This window comes from Streptomyces sp. CB02058, assembly GCF_001905505.1.
Taxonomy (GTDB): Bacteria; Actinomycetota; Actinomycetes; order Streptomycetales; family Streptomycetaceae; genus Streptomyces.
Window position 1 is genome coordinate 121,077 of record NZ_LIPG01000007.1, and the last position, 18,082, is coordinate 139,158.

The following is an 18,082-nucleotide window of genomic DNA, read 5'->3' on the forward strand; positions in this document are numbered from 1 at the left end:
CTGCTGAGGCTACCGGCCCACAGCAGGAGCATGCCGCGGGGGCATCGCCCACGGCCGTGAGGCTCCGGTCACGCCTCGATGTAGGCGACCACCACAACCGTGCGGAGCGCGGTGACGAAGTACAGGACGCGGACGTCCTCGACCTCATCGGCGTACTGGCGCAGGGCGGGCTGCGCCGTGTGCCCCGGGATGGGGGCGCCGATGTCGGGATCGACACTGATGGCGACGAGGGTACGGTCGAGCGCGTGCACGGCGCTCTCCGACAGCTCTTCGAGTTGCTTGGCCGCAGAATCGCTGAACGCGATGCGGGCGCGCCTGGGGGCCATCAGGCGACGGCGGGGCGCTGGGTGGCGAGGTGCGCGAGGCGTGCGTCGCGCAGGTCCTCCCACGGGGTGCACTCCTCGACGGAGGGCAGGCCGTTCGTGGCGATGTCCTCGAGTACCGCGGCCAGGCGGTCGGCGTCAGCGCGGGTCTTGGCGGCGTACGCGCGGACCGCATCGGCGGCGGCGGGCTCCAGCGGCTTCCGGTCTGTGGCCGGCTGTTCGCTCATCGGGGCTCCAGGAGGCGGCTTGGCGTGTTCCTTCAACGGTATCCCCCGGCCGGTACACGAGTGGCCCACACCGGCGAACTGGTGCGCGCAGCAGGCAGGACGGTCACGCAGGGCATCTCTGACGTGTGATCAGTCCTTGCGTCCCGTCAGGGCCACGGTGACACCGAGGCCGATCATCGTGAGACCGCCGACTCCTCCGACCAGGGAGAGCCGCCGAGGGGACCGGGCGAACCAGTCGCGTCCGGTTGACGCGGCGAGTCCCCACACGGAGTCGCAGGCCACCGCGATGATGCTGAAGACCAGGCCGAGCAGGAGCATCTGGACAACGACATGCCCTTGGGCTCGGTCGACGAACTGCGGCAGCACGGCGGCGAAGAACACCATGGTCTTGGGATTCGCCACACCGACCGCGAAGCCCTCCCCCAAGGTACGCATGCCGCCCCGCACGGCCTTGTCGCCCGTGAACGCGGCCTGCAGGGCTCCGCGTTGCCGCCAGGCCTTGATGCCCAGGTGGACGAGGTAGGCGGCGCCGGCGAGCTTCAGCACCGTGAAGACGAGGATCGAACGCTCCACGATCGACCCGACCCCGAGAGCCACGGCGGCGATGAGCACGTAGGCGCCCAGGGTGTTCCCGACGACCGTGGTGAGCGCGGCACGCCGCCCTTGGGCCAGGGCCCGGCCGATCACGAAGAGCACACTCGGCCCGGGAACGATGATGAGCAGGAAGGACATCGCCGCGAAGGCGAGCAAGCGCTCGGCAGAGACCATGACGGGCATGCAAGCACGCACCGGGCCCGCCCCGCACGCGCTTTGTTACGGGACTCGCCGGACGCCCGGAACCGCAGGCCGGGGTGCCGCCGGCGAGGAGGAACCGGAGCAGCTCCGTGGAACGCCGCGACGCGCCCCGGCCGGTGTGCTCCCGTCTCCTCCCTCGCCCCTCGGACGCCCCCGGGGCGGCGCACCGGCACACCCGCCGCATCGGGTCAGAGCTGGAATTCCGCCGGGGACAGGCCCAGAGCCGTGCATACCTCCCGAAGGATCATGTGTTCCGGCTGGGAGAAGTTGCCGTCGGCGCCCGCGATGACGATGCCGGTCTGGAGTACGGCCCGTGCCTCGGTCGGCTTCTTGGCCGTCTTGGCGATCTCCTGCATCGCATCGGCCTTGCCCTGCTGGAAGTTCAGCGACAGCTGGTCCACGTGCTTGTTGAAGCGCTGGCGCAGCTGCTCCGGCGGGAAGTTCTGCAGCACCTCGTTACCGAGGATCATCGACTCCACGTGCTGGCGCTCCGCGGGGTCCACATGCCCGTCCGCGGCTGCGACCAGCGCGCACATCGCCATGCTCGCGTCCCGGTAGGCGCCGCTCTTCAGCTCCGTCTTGAGGGAGGCGAGCTGCGACTTCAGCGTGCTCACCAGCTGCGCGCGCGACCCGCCGGTGGATCCGTGGCCGCCACTGCGCCCACCGGTCGACGCGCGCGATCCCTGTGACTGCTGCAACGTCTTGGCCTGGTCCTTGAGCCGGTCCCATACTGCCATTGAGGTCACCTCGGTCTTCGTATGAATGGTCGGTCCCGAGCCCGCGAGCTCAACCAGCCAACGACCCACCCAAGGTAAAGGTTCCGCAAAGTGCCTCCGGCTTTCGACCGGCTTCCGGGAGACCCGGCTCCTCCCGGATCCCCACCGCCCCCGCGCGCTGCGGGGCGGCAACCGGCCCGGCCGGCCGATGCGGCATCATCGATGCCATGCGTACCCGACCTGTACTCGTCTACGACGGAGACTGCGCCTTCTGCACTTCCTCGGTGACGTTCGCCGGGCGTCACCTCCGGCCCCGCTGCGAGATCACCCCCTGGCAGTTCGCCGATCTGGACTCCTTGGGAGCAACTCGCGAGCGGGCGGAGTACGAAGTCCTGTGGATCGCTCCGAACGGAGCGGTGCACGGCGGTGCGCAGGCGGTCGCCAAGCTCCTGCTGAGCGCGGGCAAGGGCTGGAGCGTCCTGGGGGCCCTGCTCACCCTGCCGCCCCTGCGCTGGATCGCCCACGGCGTCTACCGGCTCGTCGCGAACAACCGGGAAAGGCTCCCCGGCGGTACGCCGGCCTGCGGACTGCCCGCGGACCGTCGGCCGCGGCCTCCGGCCGCTCCGTCGCGCTCCGCGCACTGAGGCGCGAGTCCTTCCACGCGGGGACGGACCGGGCCGCCGGCGATCCCGTCAGACCGCCGAGCGCAGTTCGTCCAGTTCGCGGCCGATCGCATCGCGCAAGCAGTCGTGCCGCGGACCGAGCCCGTACCTCTCATCGCTCCACCGGTCACGGGGATAGAGCCATACCGGGCCACCCACCCGCTCGGCCGGCTCCCACGCGAACCGGGGCCAGACATGGGCGTGGAGGAACGGGTCCGTGTTCCCCAGGATCTCCAGATTGACCCGCAGAAACGCCGGATCCAGCCGGCGGCAGGCCCGCTCCACGGCTTCACCCAGCTGGTCCATGTCGGACAGGAACGACAGCCGCTTCACCCTCGACAGGTCGGACAGCCGCCGCACATCCGGTTCGTCCACGAGGAGAACCGAGTATCCCGGCAGGAACTGCACATCGCCGATCACCGCGAACCCCGCCGTCAGCCGTCGCACGACCGTCGGGTTCTCCCCCTTCAGCGCCGCTCCGATCCGGTCCCTGCGCCACTCACCCGTCACGGCGCAAAACCTACAGGGCCCGCGGCAGTAAGCGGAGCCGTCAGAGGTCCCGGGCCGGGAGACCGGCCAGGCCGGTGTCGCGCATGATGCGGTCGACGGTGGAGGTGAGGCTGCTGTCGGCACCGATGACGGTCTCGATCGCACCGGGCAGCAGATCCATCTCCCGGTACCAGCTGCGTAGTTCCGGTTCGCCCACCTCGTCGGCGATCGACTTGGTGGCGTGACGGACGAGTGTCTGTTCGAACGGCACGTGCAGGTAGTACGCATGGGTCGGGCCTCGGTGGTCGGCACGCAGCCGCGCGAGCATGGCGCCGTAGTGGTCGGCGTACAGGATCCCTTCGACCACGACGTGGAATCCGGCGTCCAGGGCATAGCGGGCGGTCACGTCGATCAGGCCGATGTTGGCGGCTCCCGGCCGGTCCCGTTCGCGCAGGACGAGGCGGCGGAGGTTGTCCTGGGCGACCAGGGCGACGCCACGGCCGAACGCGTCACGCAGGCCGCCCGCGACGCTCGACTTCCCCGACGCGCTGTTGCCGCGCAGGATGACGAGCCGGGTTTCCTCGGTACCTGCCATCACGGTGGTCACGCTACCCGCCTGTCGCCGGGGATCGGGTCCCACAGCGTCGGACTTCCTCACTTCGGCGGACCCACCCACCTGTCATCGCGCCCCTCCCGCCTCCCCGGGGTGAGCCGCGACGGTTGCCCTTTGATGAAATATTAGCTTAGGCTTACCTAACTTTTGCATGAGGTGTCGAGTCCCGGCCGCACCCCACGCGCTGAGTGCGCGTCACTCCGCACGCGGCCCGCCGTGACCCCGAGACCGCCGAACGACAGTGGACAGAAGGGCGTGGTCCCGGCCGCGTCCGCATACTGCGCGCACCTCACCGGAGGCGCACGTCCAGGGAGAACAGCACACATGCCCACGCTCAACCCCCGTGTCCGCCGCGCGGCCGCGACCGCCGCGGCGCTCGCCGCCTGCGGCGCACTCACGCCCGCCGGCCCCGCAGCAGCGCAGACCACCACCCGGGCCGGCGCACACGTCACCTCGGTGCCGCTCGCCCAGGGGCTCTACCAGTCCGCCTACTCCGAGCGCAACGACGTGCTGTGGGCCACCTCTTCCGTGGGACAGCCGCCGGCCCCCACCACCGGGTCACGGTTGCTGAAGATCGACCCCGACACCCTCCAGGTGGAAGCGTCCTACACACCCCCCACCGACGGCACGATCGAGGCCGTGTACGGCATCGACGTGGACGATGAGCACAACACCCTCTGGGTCACCAACACCCGGAACAACTCGGTCGCCGTCTACAGCCAGAGAACCGGCCGACACCTCGCCACCCGCCTCGATGTGAACCACTCCCGCGAGGTCGTCGTGGACGAGAAGCGCGACCTCGTGTGGGCGAGCGCCTTCGGCGACGGCTCACTCGTCGCCTTCGACAGCCGCACCCTCGAGGAGGTCAGAAGGGTCACCGTCGAGGGAAGCGGTCCGACGGGCATCGCGGTGAACGAACGGACCGGGACGGTCTACGCCGCCGACTTCACCAACAGCCGGATCATCGAGGTCCGGGCCGGGTCCACGACCCCGCGGCTCATTCCCACCGGTACCGGCCCGCTCTCGATCGCGCTGTCCGCCGACGGGAGAACGGCGTACACCGCCGACCAGGGATCGGGAACGCTCTCCGTCGTCGATCTGCGCGCCGGAGCCGTCGCGAAGACGGTGCCGACGGGCGAAGGCGCCAAGTCGGTGGCCTCCGATCCGTGTTCGGGCCAGGTCCTGGTCGTCAACCGGCTGGCGGGAAGCGTGTCCGTGGTGGACCCGCGTGCGGGAGACGTCGTGGAGACCGTGGCCACCGACGCGTACCCCAACCACGTCAAGGTGACCGACGACAGCACCGCGTACGTCCTCGACAAGTCCGCTTCCGGGACCGCGGGCGAGGACGGACTGACCCGGATACGCCTCGGCAACGGAGCGCGCCAGGGCTGCTGACACGCGTGGGCGACGGACTCGGGGCGCTCCCAGCGCCGTCGCCGCGCGCAGGGCCTCTCCCCCTGCCGCGACACAGCCCGCAGGTCGGCGGGAGAGGGCGGTGCGGCGCCTAGTCTGGGAACCGCCCGAACCCCGGTGATCGCCGTACAGGCCCCACGGACAGGAGCCACCGACCTCGTGCCTCCCCCTCTCTCCCGTCGCTCCGCGCTCTGGGCGCTGACCGGACTCGCGGCTGTCCCGCTCTCCGGGTGCGCGACGGCCTCCCAGGACTCCGCGCCCCCGGCTCGCAGCGATGCGGGTCCTGCCGGTGGTGCGTCCCCGCCGTCGGCGAAGCCGGCGCGCACGAAGGCCTCCTTCGATGAGCTCGAGCAGAAGTTCGACGCCCGGCTGGGCGTGTACGCGATCGACACCGGCAGCGGGCTGTCCGTCACCCACCGGCCGGACGAGCGTTTCGCCTATGCCTCGACCTGCAAGGCGCTGCTCGCCGGTGCCGTACTGGACGCCGTCACGGTCGCGCGTCTGGACCGGCGTGTGCGCTACGGACGCGACGAGCTGGTCGCCAACTCCCCGGTCACCGGGAAGCACGTCGACGCCGGAATGACACTGCGTGAGCTCTGCGATGCAGCGATCCGCCACAGCGACAACACCGCGGCCAATCTCCTCTTCCACGAGCTCGGCGGGCCCCGCGGTCTCCAGGACGCGCTCCGCGGCCTCGGCGACCGTACGACGCGCTGCGATCGCTACGAGACCGAACTCAGCGAAGCCGCGCCCGGCGATCCCCGCGACACCAGCACACCGCGTGCCCTTGCCGCCGGTCTGCGCGCCTACGCCCTCGGGAATGTCCTCGGCGCGAAGGAGCGCGCCCTGCTGACCGACTGGCTCAGGCGCAACACGACCGGAGACGACGTCATCCGCGCGGGTACCCCGGACGGCTGGGTCGTGGGGGACAAGACCGGCACGGGCGGTTACGGGACCCGGAACGACATCGCCGTGCTCTGGCCGCCGGACTCCGAGCCCGTCGTTCTCGCCGTGCTCACCCGTCGCGAGACCCGGGACGCGGTGCACCAGGACGCGCTGATCGCCGAGGCGGCCCGCGTCGCGCTCTCCGCCCTCGCCTGAGAGCCGCCGTTCAGGGGCGGTAGCGGAGCGGGTGGTCCGCTGGAACCTCGGTCAGCACGATGCGGTGGCCGTCGGGGTCGGCGATCCACATCTCGATGAGCCCCCATGGCTCGCGGACCGGCGGCCTGAGGACGCGCGCTCCTCGTGCCGAAACCTCCTCGTGCGCCGCCGCGCAGTCGGCGACCTGCATCCAGAGTTGCAGCGTCTCCGCCGGTGGGGCCTCCGAACGGCCCGACACCTCGAGGAACCCCCCGCCGAGGAAGTACACCGTCCCGCGCTCGGGGCCGGTGCCGAACTCCCTGTAGACGGCGAGCCCGAGCGTCTGTCCGTAGAACTGGCGGGAGGCATCCGGGTCGGCGGGCTTCAGCAGCACCCGGCTGCTCAGTACATGCACCATGGTCACGACCCTACGTGTGCGGGCGTTGATCCCCGTGAGGACAGGGCGGGCGTGGCCGCACCAGGAGGTTCAGGATGCCTCGACGGCAGCCTTGATCCGCTGCCCGAACGCAGGGGCGTCCTTCCGCGCGGCGGCGACGGCGAGTCCGACCAGGAGCTTGCCCACGCGGTGGCCTTCCAGGTCGTTGAAGATCCGCACCCTCGTCCGGCCATCGGCCAGGGACTCCAGGTCGTACCCGCCTTCCCTGGCCGTGACGAGGTTGGTCGACAGCTCGTTCCAGCGGATTCGGGTAGGGGCGACGAGCTCGCTGATCCTGAATTCCCGCTGTGTCGTCATACCGGCGTCCTTCACCGTGCTGCGGAAGACGGTGCCCACCTCCGTGGGACCGGCCGGCGTCCTGGAGATCTCCTGGACACGCGGGCTGAACTTGGTGTCGTTCTCGCCGTCCGCCAGAAAGGCGAAGACCTCCGCAACGGGACGGTCGATGTCGACCGTCGCCTCGAACCGGGACATGGGGACTCCTCTCGTGCGACGGGCAGGAGCCCGCTGCGCGGCACACCCGTCGTGACGCTGCCTCCCAGCATCCGCGCCCGTGGGCCGCTCGGCAGCCCGTCGGGCGGATCCGGCGCGCAATCGGGTGTCTCCGGCTCCGCCGGCGCGCACGTCGGCCTTCGGCAGCGGCATGCGCGGTCCGGCGGACATGGGGTTCCGCCGGACCGCGGGCGTGCTCGTCGATCGACGCGTCCTGTTCGACCTCGCGTGCGCGAGAAGGGTTGTACGGGATCGGGCACGGGACGCGATCCGGCTCAGTGCGCGATCGTGTCGATCAGCTCGCGTGCACCCTGACGCAGCAGGGCGACGGCCACGGAGGTGCCGAGCGTGGCGGGGTCGAGAGGGCCGGCCCACTCGTGTGCGTTGAGCACGGTCTTTCCGTCGGGCGTGAACACGCAGGCGCGCAGGGAGAGGTCTCCGTTGCGCTGGGACTTGGCGTATCCGGCGATCGGGGAGTTGCAGTGTCCCTGGAGTACGTGGAGGAACATGCGCTCGGCCGTGATCTCCCGGTAGGTGCCGGGATGGTTGAGCGCGGAGACCATGTCGATGGTGTTGGTGTCGTACTCACGGCACTGCAGGGCCAGGACGCCGGCGCCGATCGGGGGACAGATCGTCTCGGGTGGCAGGACCTCGCTGATCACGTCCGGTCGGCCGATACGGTGGAGGCCCGCGACGGCCAGGAGGAGCGCGTCGGCCTCCCCGTCCGCCAGCTTCGCCAGTCGCCGGTTGGCGTTGCCCCGGAACGGGACGCACGTCAAGTGGGGATGTGATGCCGCGAGTTGGGCGACACGGCGTACGGATGACGTGCCGATGCGGGTGCCGTCGGGGAGCTCGTCGAGTGTGAGCCCCTCCGGATGGACCAGGGCGTCACGGATGTCGTCGCGCTCGAGGAAGGCGGCGAACGTGGTCCCGGCGGGCAGCGGGCGGTCGGCGGGGATGTCCTTCACGCAGTGGACGGCGAGGTCGGCCTTCCCTGCCAGCAGGGCCGCGTCGACCTCCTTGGTGAAGGCACCCTTGCCTTCGACCTTCGAGAGGTCCCCCATCCATTTGTCGCCCGTGGTCCTGACGGGTACGACCTCGGTGGCGGTGTCGGGGTACAGGGCGGCCAGTTCGGCACGGACGCGCTCCACCTGGGCGAGGGCCATGGGAGAGTCGCGCGAGACGATGCGGATCAGCTCAGGGGCGGACATGGGGCCAACGATAGTCCGCCGACGGCGAATGGAGGACGTGCGGCACCGATCGCCCTTCCGCTTTCGTGCGGCATGTTTCCCCATGTCTCCGAGGGGGGCGCGTCGCATACTCACCACCGTCGAATTCAAGCCGCGTTGGAGCGCTGTTCCGCTTCGGCCGCGCACAGCGGTCCGTTTGCGGCCTCCATGCGATAAATCGCTTTCCACCAGGGCATATTGACACCTCATTGCCGAGCACCGACTGCATATGCCGCAATAGGGCGGGCGGAGCCGGGTCGAGCGCGTGTCCGGGATCGGTCACAGTTGGCCGATTCCACGTCATGCACCCTTGCCTCACTCCCCCGAGGACTGTCAGGCCCTCCCGGAGATCCCTAGCATGACCCCACACCGACACTGATTTCTCTCAGAACCGCGAGGGACTGAATGAGCAACGGGGACACCTCCATTCCGAAGAACATCGACGTGAACGTACCGAGCGTCGCGCGGATGTACGACTACTACCTGGGCGGCAAGGACAACTACCCCGCCGACCGGGTCGCGTGCGAGGAGCTGCTGGAGGTCGTGCCGAGCACCAAGGTCCTGGCGGTGAACAACCGGCGGTTCCTCCGGCGGGTCGTGCACCACCTGGCGTCCGAGTACGGCATCCGTCAGTTCATCGACCACGGATCCGGCCTCCCGACGCAGGACAACGTGCATCAGGTCGCGCAGTTGGTGGACCCCGGCGCGCGGGTGGTCTACATAGACAACGACCCGATCGTGCTGGCCCACGGCAAGGCCATACTCGAGGAGAACGACAGGACCGCCGTCATCCAGGCGGACATGCGGGACACCGAGGGGATTCTCGGCCACCCGGAGGTGGAACGGCTCATCGACCTCGAGGAGCCCGTGGCCGCCCTGTTCGTGTCCGTGCTGCACTGCATTCCGGACAAGGACGACCCCGCGGGTCTGGTGCGCAGGGTCGCGGACAGGCTGGCGCCGGGAAGCTTCCTCGTCGTGTGCCAGCTCGTGAGCGAGGACGCCGCCACCCGCGACTTCGTCACGGACTTCATGGCCAGGAGCACCGGGAACCAGTGGGGGCGGGTGCGCCGGCAGGACGACGTACGCGACTTCCTCGACGGGCTGGACGTGCTGGAGCCGGGCCTGGTGGAGGTGTCGACGTGGCGGCCGGACTCGGATCTGGCGCCGAAGCAGGCCACCCAGGAGTGGATCGAGTACGGCGGCGTCGGCCGCAAGTGGTGACGCGGGCGCTCAACCGCTCCGTCTGAGCGGGACGAGGCAGGCGCGGCGGACGAGTGGGGGCAGGCGCCCGGGACCGGAGCGGTGGAGCCGCTCAGCTGTAGCGCTCCAGCGCCTGCCTCAGAAGGTCCTTGCTCGCCGCCGGACTCGGGGACTGCGCGCTGAGGGAGTCCAGGATCCAGCGGTATTCGTCCGTGCTCTCCTGTTTGTTCACGGAGGTGGCGTTCGTGAGGTGCTCGATGTACGCGACGTCGGGCAGCCCCTCCATGGCGAATCGCAGATAGGTGATGCCGTTGCCCGGCGACGTGTGGGCGGTCACGTCGAAGGGCGCCACCTGCACGATCACATGGGGCAGTTCGGTCATGTCCAGCAGATGGGCGAGCTGGTCCCGCATCACCGCGGCGCCGCCCGTCGGGCGCATCAGCACCGCCTCGTCCAGCAGCACCCAGAGCTTGGGAGCATCGGGGCGCCGCAGCAACTCCTGCCGTTTGAGGCGCAGCTCGACACGCCGCCTCGTGACGTCCTCCGATTCGAGGGCGTGGCCTGAACGCACCACCGCGTAGGCGTAGTCGGTGGTCTGCAGCAGCCCCGGGACGTAGTGCCCCTCATACGTACGGATGGACGAGGCGGCCTCCTCCAGTCCCACGAGCGGCTCGAACCAGTCGGGCAGCACATCGGCGTAGTGGCGCCACCAGCCACGCTGCCCCGCCCTGCGCACCAGCTCGAGGAACTCGGTGGTGCGGCCGGGATCGGCCACGCCGTACAGGGCGAGGAGATCGACGGCGTCGCGTTCCTTGCACGGGGAGTGCCCCGTCTCCATGCGGCTGATCTTCGCGGTGGAGCAGCGGATGCAGGAAGCGGCCGCCTCGGGGGTGAGTCCCGCCTCGCTGCGCAGCCGTCGCAGCTGTGCGCCCAGAACCAGTCGCAGGGCGGTGGGACTTGCCGCCGCGACCGGGGCGAGCGCCGGCTGCCGTAACGGCTGAAGCGGTTCGATTCCAGGCATGCGGACTCCTGAGGACGGGCGTCGTGACGCCAGTGTGCCATCAGGAGCCCCCGGAGGTCCGGCCGGTACGGGAATGCCGTCCCGATTCAGCCGTTCACTCCCATGCTTTTCAGCCGCCCATGCCGTCGAAGTCGCCGTCCCTGACGCCCGCGAGGAATGCGCGCACCTCGGCGTCGGTGTAGACGAGGGCCGGCCCCTCGGGGTGCCTGGAATTGCGGACGGCCACTCCCCCGCCGGGCAGCACTGCCATCTCGACGCAGTTGCCGCTGGGGTTGCTGTGGCGGCTCTTCTTCCATTCCACGCCCGTCAGGGAGTTGGCGGGAACGCCGTTGTCGATGTTCTGCATGCGGTCCATTCCTTGTCGGCTGTTGTGCGAACTGGCCTTGACGCACGGCCAGGCTCCGCCGCGGGTGAACAGATGTCCCCTGCTCACACCCCTGGGTGCAATTCCGGATGCAATTGCACTGCGCGGGCGGACGGCGAGGATACTAGTGGTCATCCGGCCCCCACGGCACCATCAACCGGCCTTCTGCGGAGGATGATCAGCGCTCATGCACGCGGAGAACACATCACGCCACGGAGCAGCGGCGCCCGCGCCCGCTCCTGCCGGATCAGGCGGAGACCCGCACGTCGAGCTGGCCCGGGAACTCGGCATCGGGGCACCGGGGTTCACCACACGACGGCTGGGTCCGGACGCGGAGAGCCTGCGTCAGGCGCGGGCGTTCGTCCGGGAGGCTCTGGAGCGTTGGGGCCTGCGCTCCTGTGCCGATGATGTCGCTGTTGTCGCGGGTGAGCTGATGAGCAACGCGGTCTGTCACGGACTGCGGCCCGGAGCGGAGCCCGCGGCCGCTTCCACGGCGCGGCTCGGCCTCGCGTGTCAGGACAGCACACTGGTCTGCGCGGTCAACGACCCCAGTCCCGATGTGCCCGTGCTGCGCCGTGCGGACGAGTCGCTCGAAAGGGGCAGGGGTCTGAGCATCATCGACGCGCTGAGCAGCTCATGGGGGTGGTCCCGGCCCACCCGGGCCGGGAAGACCGTCTGGGCCAGGATTCCCGTACCTCAGGAGCCGGGGTGCTCCACTCCGGCCAGCGCGGCCCATGCCTCCGCCAGCAGCGTGTGCCCCAGCGGCGTCGGGTGGACCCCGTCACCCGCGATGTGTTCGGCTCCGCCCGCGGCCCGCGCCGCCTGGTTGAGCATGCCGTCCGCCGCGAGCAAAGCCGCGTCGAACTCCTCGGCCAGCCTGCGGACCGTCTGAATCCGGGGGTCGAGGTCCTCTCGCCAGGCCCACTGCTCGTCCCTCACGGGTACGAGGAAGGGCTCGATGAGGATCAGCTGGGCGTCCAGGCCGTCCCGCACCTGCGTGAGGATCGCGCGGTAGTCGTCCTCGAAGGCCTCCGGCGAGGTGACGTCACCCGAGTCGTAGCGCCGCCAGGTGTCGTTCACCCCGATCAGAACCGACACCACGTCCGGTTCGACGTCCATGGCGTCCTCGCGCCAGCGGGCCCGCAGATCGCCCACGCGGTCGCCGCCGACGCCCCGGTTGACGAAGGTGATGCCGCTGCCGGGCCGCGCGGCGCGTACGAGATCGGCCGCCATGCGCGCGTAGCCGTTGCCGAGCGGTGCGTCCGGTTCCACCAGGCGGCCCACATCGGTGATGCTGTCGCCCTGGAACAGGACGGTTGCTGAGCGGTGCAGGCTGACGGTCACGCGAGGCTCCGGACGGTGAGTAACCAGGGGGACGCCATGATCCTTCCCACGGAGCCCGACTTGATCCGGCCGATCGGCTAGCGGGCGCCGGCGGCGGCGTGCACCGCGCTGAAGTCGAGCGCGAGCTCCACCTCCAGCAGGGTCTCCTCGGCCACGCGGCGCACCTCGGCCGGAACGTCGCCCTGCTCCTCCACCAGGCCGGCGTAGATCGGCGCGTCGGATGTCTCTGCGGAAGTCACGTGAAACTGCCTATCGATCGGTTATGCCCGCCAATCAGCGGAAACGGGAGCCGAGTGTACGCGCCCGCCGGAAGCCGCCTCCGGGCGGTACGGGGCATTGACGACCGTCACGGAAAACGCGTTGCCTGCGGCGACCCCGGCTGTCAGGCTGCTCACACCGAAGGGGTGTAGCTCAGAGGCCAGAGCGCCGGCCTCCAAAGCCGGATGCCGCAGGTTCGACTCCTGCCGCCCTTGCAGGACCGGTTCCCCACCCGGGCGGGTGGGGAACCGGAGTGTCCGAGTGCCCGTGCGGGGCGCTTAAGCGCCCTACTCGACGACGAGCTCGACGTCGATGTTGCCGCGCGTCGCCTTGGAGTAGGGGCAGTACGCGTGCGTCGCCTCGACGAGCTTCCTGCCGGTCTCCCCCTCGAGCGCCTCGGGCAGCTCGACCCGCATGACGACGGCGAGACCGAAGCCGTCGCCGTCCTTGCCGATCGAGACCTCGGCCGTCACGGCGACATCCTTGGTGTCGATCTCCATCTGACGGCCGACCGCGCCCATGGCGCTGGCGAAACAGGCTGCGTATCCGGCGGCGAAGAGCTGCTCGGGGTTGGTGCCCTCGCCGTTGCCCCCGAGGGCCGGCGGCATCGCGAGCGCGAGGTCGAGCCGGCCGTCCGAACTCACTGCCCGGCCTTCGCGGCCGTTCGCGGTGGCGGCGGCGGTGTACAGCGCGTCCATGGAATGTCCTCATCTCGTCCGACGGTGACCGAGGGCCGGCCACGCCCAAAAGAATGACACACAATTCAATTGCACACAACTAAATGACGAGCGGCAGGCTATCCTGGAGCCATGACGCCACCTCCGCCCCCCACCCCCGGCCTCACGGACCTGCCGGACACCGAGCTGCTGCGGCTGGACCATCAGGTCTGTTTCTCCCTGCAGGCGGCCTCACGCGCCTTCGGCGGCGTCTACCGGGAGGCGCTCAAGGACCTGGGCCTCACCTATCCGCAGTACCTGGCGATGATGGTGCTGTGGGAGCACGGCCCCCTGCCGGTCAAGTCGATCGGCGAGCTGCTGCACCTGGATTCCGGCACGCTCTCGCCGCTGCTGAAACGGCTGGAGACTGCAGGACTCGTCAGACGCGAGCGGAGCGCTGAGGACGAACGTTCGGTCACCGTGCATCTCACGGATGCCGGAGCGGACCTCCGTGCGCGAGCCCTGCCCGTGCCCCGGGCGATCCTCAGGGCCACCGGCCTGTCGGTGGAGGAGATCCTCGTCCTGCAGGCGACTCTCGGGCGGCTGACCGCGTCCCTCGGCCGGGCCGGCTGACCCGGGCGGCCCAGCGCTCGCAGGAGTTTCACCTCCGAAATAGGATGCAGGAACTATCGCAACGCGGAGCGGCCCATGAACCGGCGTCGAACTCCCCGGTCGGCGAGTGCCGAGGACCTGCTCAGCACGTTGCAGCACCTGACTGCCCGTGCCAGGCAGGAAGTGGAGTTGCATCAGGCACGCGTCGAGCTGGCGCAGGCCCTGCAGCGCAAGATGCTGCCCGCCGCCCTCCCCGCTCTGCCGGGGCTGCAGACCGCTGCTCGCTACGCGCCGGCCCGCGACGGTCTGGACATCGGAGGCGACTGGTACGACGGCTTCCTGCTGCCCGACGGTGCGCTCGGCCTCGCCATAGGTGACGTGCAGGGACACGACGTGGAGGCCGCCGCCTTCATGGGCCAGATACGGATAGCCATGCGCGCCATCGCCAGCTCGGCGGCCGATCCGGGTGAGGTCATGGGCCGCACGAACGACCTGATCCTGTCGATGGACTCCAGCCTCTTCGCCACCTGTTCGTTCCTCCGGCTCGACCCCCGGACGCGGGAGCTGCAGAGCGCCCGCGCCGGTCACGTCGCGTGCGTATGGGCGACCACCGACGGGCGCTCGGGCATCACCGCGGACGCCGGCGGACTCCCCCTCGGCATCGCACTCCGTCAGCACTACCCCGTGACCCGGCGCGATCTGGGGGTGAACGGCGCCTTCGTGCTGCTCACCGACGGCGTCATCGAGGGGCCGTCCCTGTCCATCGACGACGGCCTGGAGCGGGTGAGGCGCCTGGTGAGCACCCACGCCGGAGCCGACGCCGAGGAACTGGCGGACCTGGTGCTCCAGTCCGCGGTCTTCACGGGCCACGAGGACGACGCGGCCGTCCTCGTCCTGCGCCATGGGGCCGGCTCCCCGGGCCCCGGATAGCGAGACCCCCACCGCGCGTGTCACGACGGCCTGCCGTCGCGGGCGGTGTCTGATGAGATGCGTGATCCGCAGTGAGGGAAACAGACGCCGAGCCGTGTTCGTCGTGCAGATGCTGGCCATCACCGCCGCCTATTACGGATCCGGACGACTCGGCCTGCTCAGACAGGTGGCGGTGGAGAGCGCGGTCGTCACCCCGCTCTGGCCCCCCTCCGGCATCGCTCTGGCGTCCTTCCTCTACCTGGGTCTCCGGATCTGGCCCGCGATCGCGTTGGGGGCCGTGCTCGTGGTCATGTCGCTGGCCGACAGCTTCACCTTCTGGAGTGCCGCCGTAGCGGCGGGCAGCACCCTGGCCCCGCTGTGCTCCTATCTCGCACTGCGCACTGTGGGGTTCCGTGTCGAGCTGGACCGCCTGCGTGACGGGGTGATGCTGGTCTTCCTCGGAGCGATGGGGGGCATGGTCATCAGTGCGACCTCGGGCACCGGCGTGCAGTTGCTGAGCGGTTCCCTGCCGGCGGATCAGTTCTGGCAGGTCTGGTCGGCCTGGTGGGCGGGCGACGCCATGGGCGTACTCATGGTCACCCCTCTGCTGCTCGTCCTGCACAGGGCGCGGATGCCGAGCCTGGACGACCGCTGGGCGGAGGCTCTGGCGCTGACGGTCGTGGCGGTGGCGGTGACCGTCGTCGCGACCAGGAGCTCGCTGTCGATGATCTACCTCCTCTTCCCGGTGCTGGTCTGGGCCGCTCTGCGTTTCCAGTTGGCCGGCAGTGCCCCGTGCGCTCTCCTGATGTCCGTCATGGCGATCATCGCCGGAACCGACGGAGTGGGACCGTTCGAGGACCACTCGGTGCTCGAGGTCATGGTGAACCTGAGCATCCTCAACGGCTGCATCGCGCTCACCGCGCTCCTGCTGGCGGCCATCGTGACCGAGCACAACAACATCCGTCATGAGACGGAGGTGGCCTGCGAGGAACTGGCCGCCCTCGTGGAGGAACTCGCGCCGCGGCCGTCGTCGGGGGGCTGGTCCGACGGGCCGCGGAGCGGACTCGGCTGATTTCCGCAGCAGGTCAGGCGGTACGGGGGAAGTGGTGCGCCAGGAACTCGTTGCGGAAGGTCCCGGTGGGGTCGAATCGGGCGGTGAGCTCCTCGAAGTCGGTGTAGTGCGGGTACAGCTCCCGCAGCGCGCCGGGCCCGGTGGTGAAGACCTTGCCCCAGTGCGGCCTGGCGGCGAACGGGGCGAGGGCCTCCTCGATGGCCCCGAGGGCAGGCGTGACGGCCGCGGTGTCCGGTACCCAGGTGAAGTGGAAGGCCACGGAGTCCCGCCCCTGCGCCGGACTGAGCCACAGGCCGTCACCGGCCACGGTCCGGATCTCGCCGATCTGGAGCAGCGGTGCGAACCGGTCCCTGACGCGGTCCAGTGCCTCGTAGGCCGCCACCGCGTCGTGCCGCGCGACGAAGTACTCCGACTGCAGTTCGTCGCCGTTGCTCGGGGTGAATTCGAGCCGGAAGTGCGGGAGCCGCGCGTACCAGGGGCCGGGGACGCCCTGCTGCCGGGTGCAGTGCTCGGCGGCCACGCCGGGGACGGGGTGCCTCGGGCCGGACGCGAGGGTCGCACCGTGCCACTGGTCCGGGGCGGTGCGGGGCCCGTCGTCGCCGACCTTCCGCTTCAGCCAGACCTGGTCGACCGGGCCGCCGTGCCAGCCGGTGAAGAGGCTCACGCTGTACGCCTCGGACATCACCTCGTCGAACCGGGCGAGCAGCCGGTCCTGCGGGAATGCCTCGTACACCCACTGCTGGACGTCGAACGCGGGTACGAGGTCCAGGGTGAGGCGGGTCACCACTCCCAGGGCGCCCAGGGAGACCACCGCACCGTCGAAGTCCGGCTCGCCCCGTCGCAGGGTCACCAGGCCGCCGTCTGCGGTGACGAGCTCCAGGGCCCGGACGGCACCGGCCAGGGAGCGGTTGCCGACGCCCGAACCGTGGGTGCCGGTGGCGCAGGCCCCGGCCACCGAGATGTGCGGCAGCGAGCCCATGTTGTGCAGCGCGAAGCCGGCGCGGTGCAGCGTGTCCGTCAGCTCTCCGAAGCGCAGACCGGCGCTGACCGTCGCCGTCCGGGCTTCCCGGTCGATCTCGATGGACCGGGGCAGGCCCGCGACGGATATGAGGGAGCCGCTGGTGTCGGCGACGGTGTTGAAGGAGTGGCCGGTGCCCAGTGCCCGTACGGTCGTCCCTGCCGCCACGAGCTCCTGGAGCTCGGCGACCGAAGCGGGTGTGTGCAGCTGCTTCGCGCCGAAGGTGATGTTGCCGGCCCAGTTCGTCCGGCGGGCGTAAGGGGCGTGCGCGGAATGGTCGATCATGTCTCCGGAGCTTACGCTCCGCCGGGCCGCCGTCTCAGGGCTTGCGGCCCACACCGCCGACCGCGTGGCTGGGCTGTGTGCCCTGCCCGCTCCGGCCGGGCTCCGGCCGCCAGTCCGACAGGGCGACCACGCCCGGCTCGACCGGCTCCAGGCCGTCGAAGAACGTCGCGATCCCCTCAGGACTCCGCAGGTGGTAGGAGCTGGCGGAGTTCGCGTTGTACACCTCGATCGCGCGGTTCAGGGTGTCGCTGGTGTCCGTGCCGTCGGCCAGGGCCAGATGGCTCCCGGGCGGGAGCGCCGCGAGCAGCCGGGTGACCAGGGCCCAAGGGTCCTCCTCGTCGGGCAGCTGCCCCATGATGCCGAGCAGGGTGAGGCCGATGGGCCGGTCGAAGTCGAGGGTCCGGGCGGCCTCCGCGAGGATCCGGCCGGTGTCGCGTACATCCGCGTCGATGTAGGCGCAGGCGCCCTGCGGGGTGCTGGTGAGCAGCGCACGAGCGTGTGTCAGGACGAGAGGGTCGTTGTCGACGTAGACGATCCGGGACTCCGGTGCCGTCCGCTGGGCGACCTCGTGGGTGTTGTCGGCCGTGGGGAGTCCGGTGCCGATGTCGAGGAACTGCCGGATTCCGGCCTCGGCTGCCAGGAAGCGCACCGCGCGGGCGAGGAAGGCCCGCTGGTCGCGGGCGATGCCGGCGATGTCGGGGAAGGCCGTGAGGATCATCTCGCCCGCCTCGACATCGGCGGGGTAGTTGTCCTTGCCGCCGAGCAGGTAGTTCCAGACGCGCGCGGAGTGCGGGACGTCCGTACGCAGCCGGTCCTGCGGCGGCTGTGGCTGATCACTCATGTCGGG

General features: G+C 70.2%; 23 protein-coding genes, 1 tRNA gene and 1 pseudogene. 9 read left to right on the top strand and 16 right to left on the bottom strand.

The annotated features are described in order from the left end of the window. Nucleotides 1–68 precede the first annotated feature (68 nt). From AMK10_RS31365 to AMK10_RS31380, 4 genes are all read right to left on the bottom strand, one after another. Nucleotides 69–326: a hypothetical protein gene (locus tag AMK10_RS31365; protein ID WP_073752205.1), complete on the bottom strand. Its 258-nt coding sequence runs from the start codon at nt 324–326 to the stop codon at nt 69–71. Further along, a complete protein-coding gene (locus AMK10_RS31370; protein WP_073752206.1) occupies nt 326–550 on the bottom strand; it encodes a hypothetical protein in 225 nt (74 codons plus the stop codon). Before AMK10_RS31370 ends, AMK10_RS31365 begins: the two co-directional genes overlap by 1 nt. Before the next feature lie 129 nt (nt 551–679). Beyond that, a complete protein-coding gene (locus AMK10_RS31375; protein WP_073752882.1) occupies nt 680–1,318 on the bottom strand; it encodes a LysE family translocator in 639 nt (212 codons plus the stop codon). A gap of 215 nt (nt 1,319–1,533) precedes the next feature. Then, on the bottom strand, nt 1,534–2,082 hold the full coding sequence (locus tag AMK10_RS31380) for a tellurite resistance TerB family protein (protein ID WP_073752207.1): 549 nt from the start codon (nt 2,080–2,082) through the stop codon (nt 1,534–1,536). Nucleotides 2,083–2,288: 206 nt separating this feature from the next. Here AMK10_RS31380 and AMK10_RS31385 point away from each other — a divergent pair, with 206 nt between their 5' ends. After that, nucleotides 2,289–2,705: a thiol-disulfide oxidoreductase DCC family protein gene (locus AMK10_RS31385; protein WP_073752208.1), complete on the top strand. Its 417-nt coding sequence runs from the start codon at nt 2,289–2,291 to the stop codon at nt 2,703–2,705. Nucleotides 2,706–2,753: 48 nt separating this feature from the next. On the opposite strand, the gene AMK10_RS31390 is transcribed toward AMK10_RS31385, so the two are convergent. Together AMK10_RS31390 and AMK10_RS31395 are read right to left on the bottom strand one after the other, a co-directional pair. Beyond that, nucleotides 2,754–3,233 carry a diadenosine tetraphosphate hydrolase gene (locus AMK10_RS31390; RefSeq protein WP_073752210.1) on the bottom strand — a complete coding sequence of 160 codons (480 nt, stop codon included), beginning with the start codon at nt 3,231–3,233 and terminating at the stop codon, nt 2,754–2,756. A 40-nt stretch (nt 3,234–3,273) separates the two neighbouring features. Further along, complete coding sequence (locus AMK10_RS31395; protein WP_073752884.1) at nt 3,274–3,807, bottom strand: AAA family ATPase; 534 nt, start codon at nt 3,805–3,807, stop codon at nt 3,274–3,276. Between the two features lie 342 nt (nt 3,808–4,149). Between AMK10_RS31395 and AMK10_RS31400 the strand changes: the two genes are divergently transcribed. Together AMK10_RS31400 and bla are read left to right on the top strand one after the other, a co-directional pair. After that, nucleotides 4,150–5,220 carry a YncE family protein gene (locus AMK10_RS31400; protein ID WP_073752212.1) on the top strand — a complete coding sequence of 357 codons (1,071 nt, stop codon included), beginning with the start codon at nt 4,150–4,152 and terminating at the stop codon, nt 5,218–5,220. Nucleotides 5,221–5,397: 177 nt separating this feature from the next. Continuing rightward, nucleotides 5,398–6,339, top strand: coding sequence for a class A beta-lactamase (gene bla, locus AMK10_RS31405; RefSeq protein WP_073752215.1), 942 nt, complete (start codon nt 5,398–5,400; stop codon nt 6,337–6,339). A 10-nt stretch (nt 6,340–6,349) separates the two neighbouring features. Here the strand turns inward: bla and AMK10_RS31410 are convergent, their stop codons facing one another. From AMK10_RS31410 to hemC, 3 genes are all read right to left on the bottom strand, one after another. Then, nucleotides 6,350–6,736 carry a VOC family protein gene (locus tag AMK10_RS31410; protein WP_073752217.1) on the bottom strand — a complete coding sequence of 129 codons (387 nt, stop codon included), beginning with the start codon at nt 6,734–6,736 and terminating at the stop codon, nt 6,350–6,352. Between the two features lie 69 nt (nt 6,737–6,805). After that, entirely contained in the window at nt 6,806–7,249 is a 444-nt protein-coding gene (locus AMK10_RS31415; protein ID WP_073752219.1) for an SRPBCC family protein, read from the bottom strand. 293 nt (nt 7,250–7,542) lie between these two features. Beyond that, on the bottom strand, nt 7,543–8,478 hold the full coding sequence (gene hemC, locus AMK10_RS31420; RefSeq protein ID WP_073752221.1) for a hydroxymethylbilane synthase: 936 nt from the start codon (nt 8,476–8,478) through the stop codon (nt 7,543–7,545). 423 nt (nt 8,479–8,901) lie between these two features. On the opposite strand from hemC, the gene AMK10_RS31425 reads away from it, so the two are divergent. Continuing rightward, complete coding sequence (locus AMK10_RS31425) at nt 8,902–9,717, top strand: SAM-dependent methyltransferase (RefSeq protein ID WP_073752223.1); 816 nt, start codon at nt 8,902–8,904, stop codon at nt 9,715–9,717. 91 nt (nt 9,718–9,808) lie between these two features. Here the strand turns inward: AMK10_RS31425 and AMK10_RS31430 are convergent, their stop codons facing one another. Together AMK10_RS31430 and AMK10_RS31435 are read right to left on the bottom strand one after the other, a co-directional pair. Next, nucleotides 9,809–10,717, bottom strand: a complete 909-nt coding sequence (locus AMK10_RS31430) for a helix-turn-helix domain-containing protein (RefSeq protein ID WP_073752225.1) — start codon at nt 10,715–10,717, stop codon at nt 9,809–9,811. 109 nt (nt 10,718–10,826) lie between these two features. Continuing rightward, complete coding sequence (locus AMK10_RS31435; RefSeq protein WP_073752227.1) at nt 10,827–11,063, bottom strand: DUF397 domain-containing protein; 237 nt, start codon at nt 11,061–11,063, stop codon at nt 10,827–10,829. 205 nt (nt 11,064–11,268) lie between these two features. On the opposite strand from AMK10_RS31435, the pseudogene AMK10_RS31440 reads away from it, so the two are divergent. Next, nucleotides 11,269–11,754: pseudogene (locus AMK10_RS31440) on the top strand (ATP-binding protein); the annotation flags it as partial. Between the two features lie 23 nt (nt 11,755–11,777). On the opposite strand, the gene AMK10_RS31445 reads toward AMK10_RS31440, so the two are convergent. Both AMK10_RS31445 and AMK10_RS37850 read right to left on the bottom strand, forming a co-directional pair. Beyond that, a complete protein-coding gene (locus AMK10_RS31445) occupies nt 11,778–12,425 on the bottom strand; it encodes an SGNH/GDSL hydrolase family protein (RefSeq protein WP_073752229.1) in 648 nt (215 codons plus the stop codon). Between the two features lie 77 nt (nt 12,426–12,502). After that, the gene (locus AMK10_RS37850) at nt 12,503–12,664 is read right to left on the bottom strand and encodes a hypothetical protein (RefSeq protein WP_198959834.1); all 162 of its coding nucleotides are present in this window, start codon (nt 12,662–12,664) and stop codon (nt 12,503–12,505) included. 161 nt (nt 12,665–12,825) lie between these two features. Between AMK10_RS37850 and AMK10_RS31450 the strand changes: the two genes are divergently transcribed. Next, a tRNA-Trp gene (locus AMK10_RS31450) sits at nt 12,826–12,898 on the top strand. 72 nt (nt 12,899–12,970) lie between these two features. On the opposite strand, the gene AMK10_RS31455 is transcribed toward AMK10_RS31450, so the two are convergent. After that, nucleotides 12,971–13,381, bottom strand: a complete 411-nt coding sequence (locus AMK10_RS31455; RefSeq protein ID WP_073752231.1) for an organic hydroperoxide resistance protein — start codon at nt 13,379–13,381, stop codon at nt 12,971–12,973. A gap of 111 nt (nt 13,382–13,492) precedes the next feature. Here AMK10_RS31455 and AMK10_RS31460 point away from each other — a divergent pair, with 111 nt between their 5' ends. From AMK10_RS31460 to AMK10_RS31470, 3 genes are all read left to right on the top strand, one after another. Further along, nucleotides 13,493–13,972, top strand: coding sequence for a MarR family winged helix-turn-helix transcriptional regulator (locus tag AMK10_RS31460; RefSeq protein ID WP_073752233.1), 480 nt, complete (start codon nt 13,493–13,495; stop codon nt 13,970–13,972). A 75-nt stretch (nt 13,973–14,047) separates the two neighbouring features. After that, nucleotides 14,048–14,881, top strand: a complete 834-nt coding sequence (locus tag AMK10_RS31465; RefSeq protein ID WP_073752236.1) for a PP2C family protein-serine/threonine phosphatase — start codon at nt 14,048–14,050, stop codon at nt 14,879–14,881. Nucleotides 14,882–14,942: 61 nt separating this feature from the next. Beyond that, nucleotides 14,943–15,932 (top strand): MASE1 domain-containing protein, encoded by a 990-nt coding sequence (locus AMK10_RS31470; protein ID WP_073752238.1) that lies wholly within the window; start codon nt 14,943–14,945, stop codon nt 15,930–15,932. Nucleotides 15,933–15,945: 13 nt separating this feature from the next. Here AMK10_RS31470 and AMK10_RS31475 read toward each other — a convergent pair whose 3' ends face one another. Next, entirely contained in the window at nt 15,946–17,235 is a 1,290-nt protein-coding gene (locus tag AMK10_RS31475; RefSeq protein ID WP_073752240.1) for an FAD-binding protein, read from the bottom strand. Nucleotides 17,236–17,269: 34 nt separating this feature from the next. Further along, entirely contained in the window at nt 17,270–18,076 is an 807-nt protein-coding gene (locus AMK10_RS31480) for an SAM-dependent methyltransferase (protein ID WP_073752242.1), read from the bottom strand. Nucleotides 18,077–18,082: the final 6 nt, after the last annotated feature.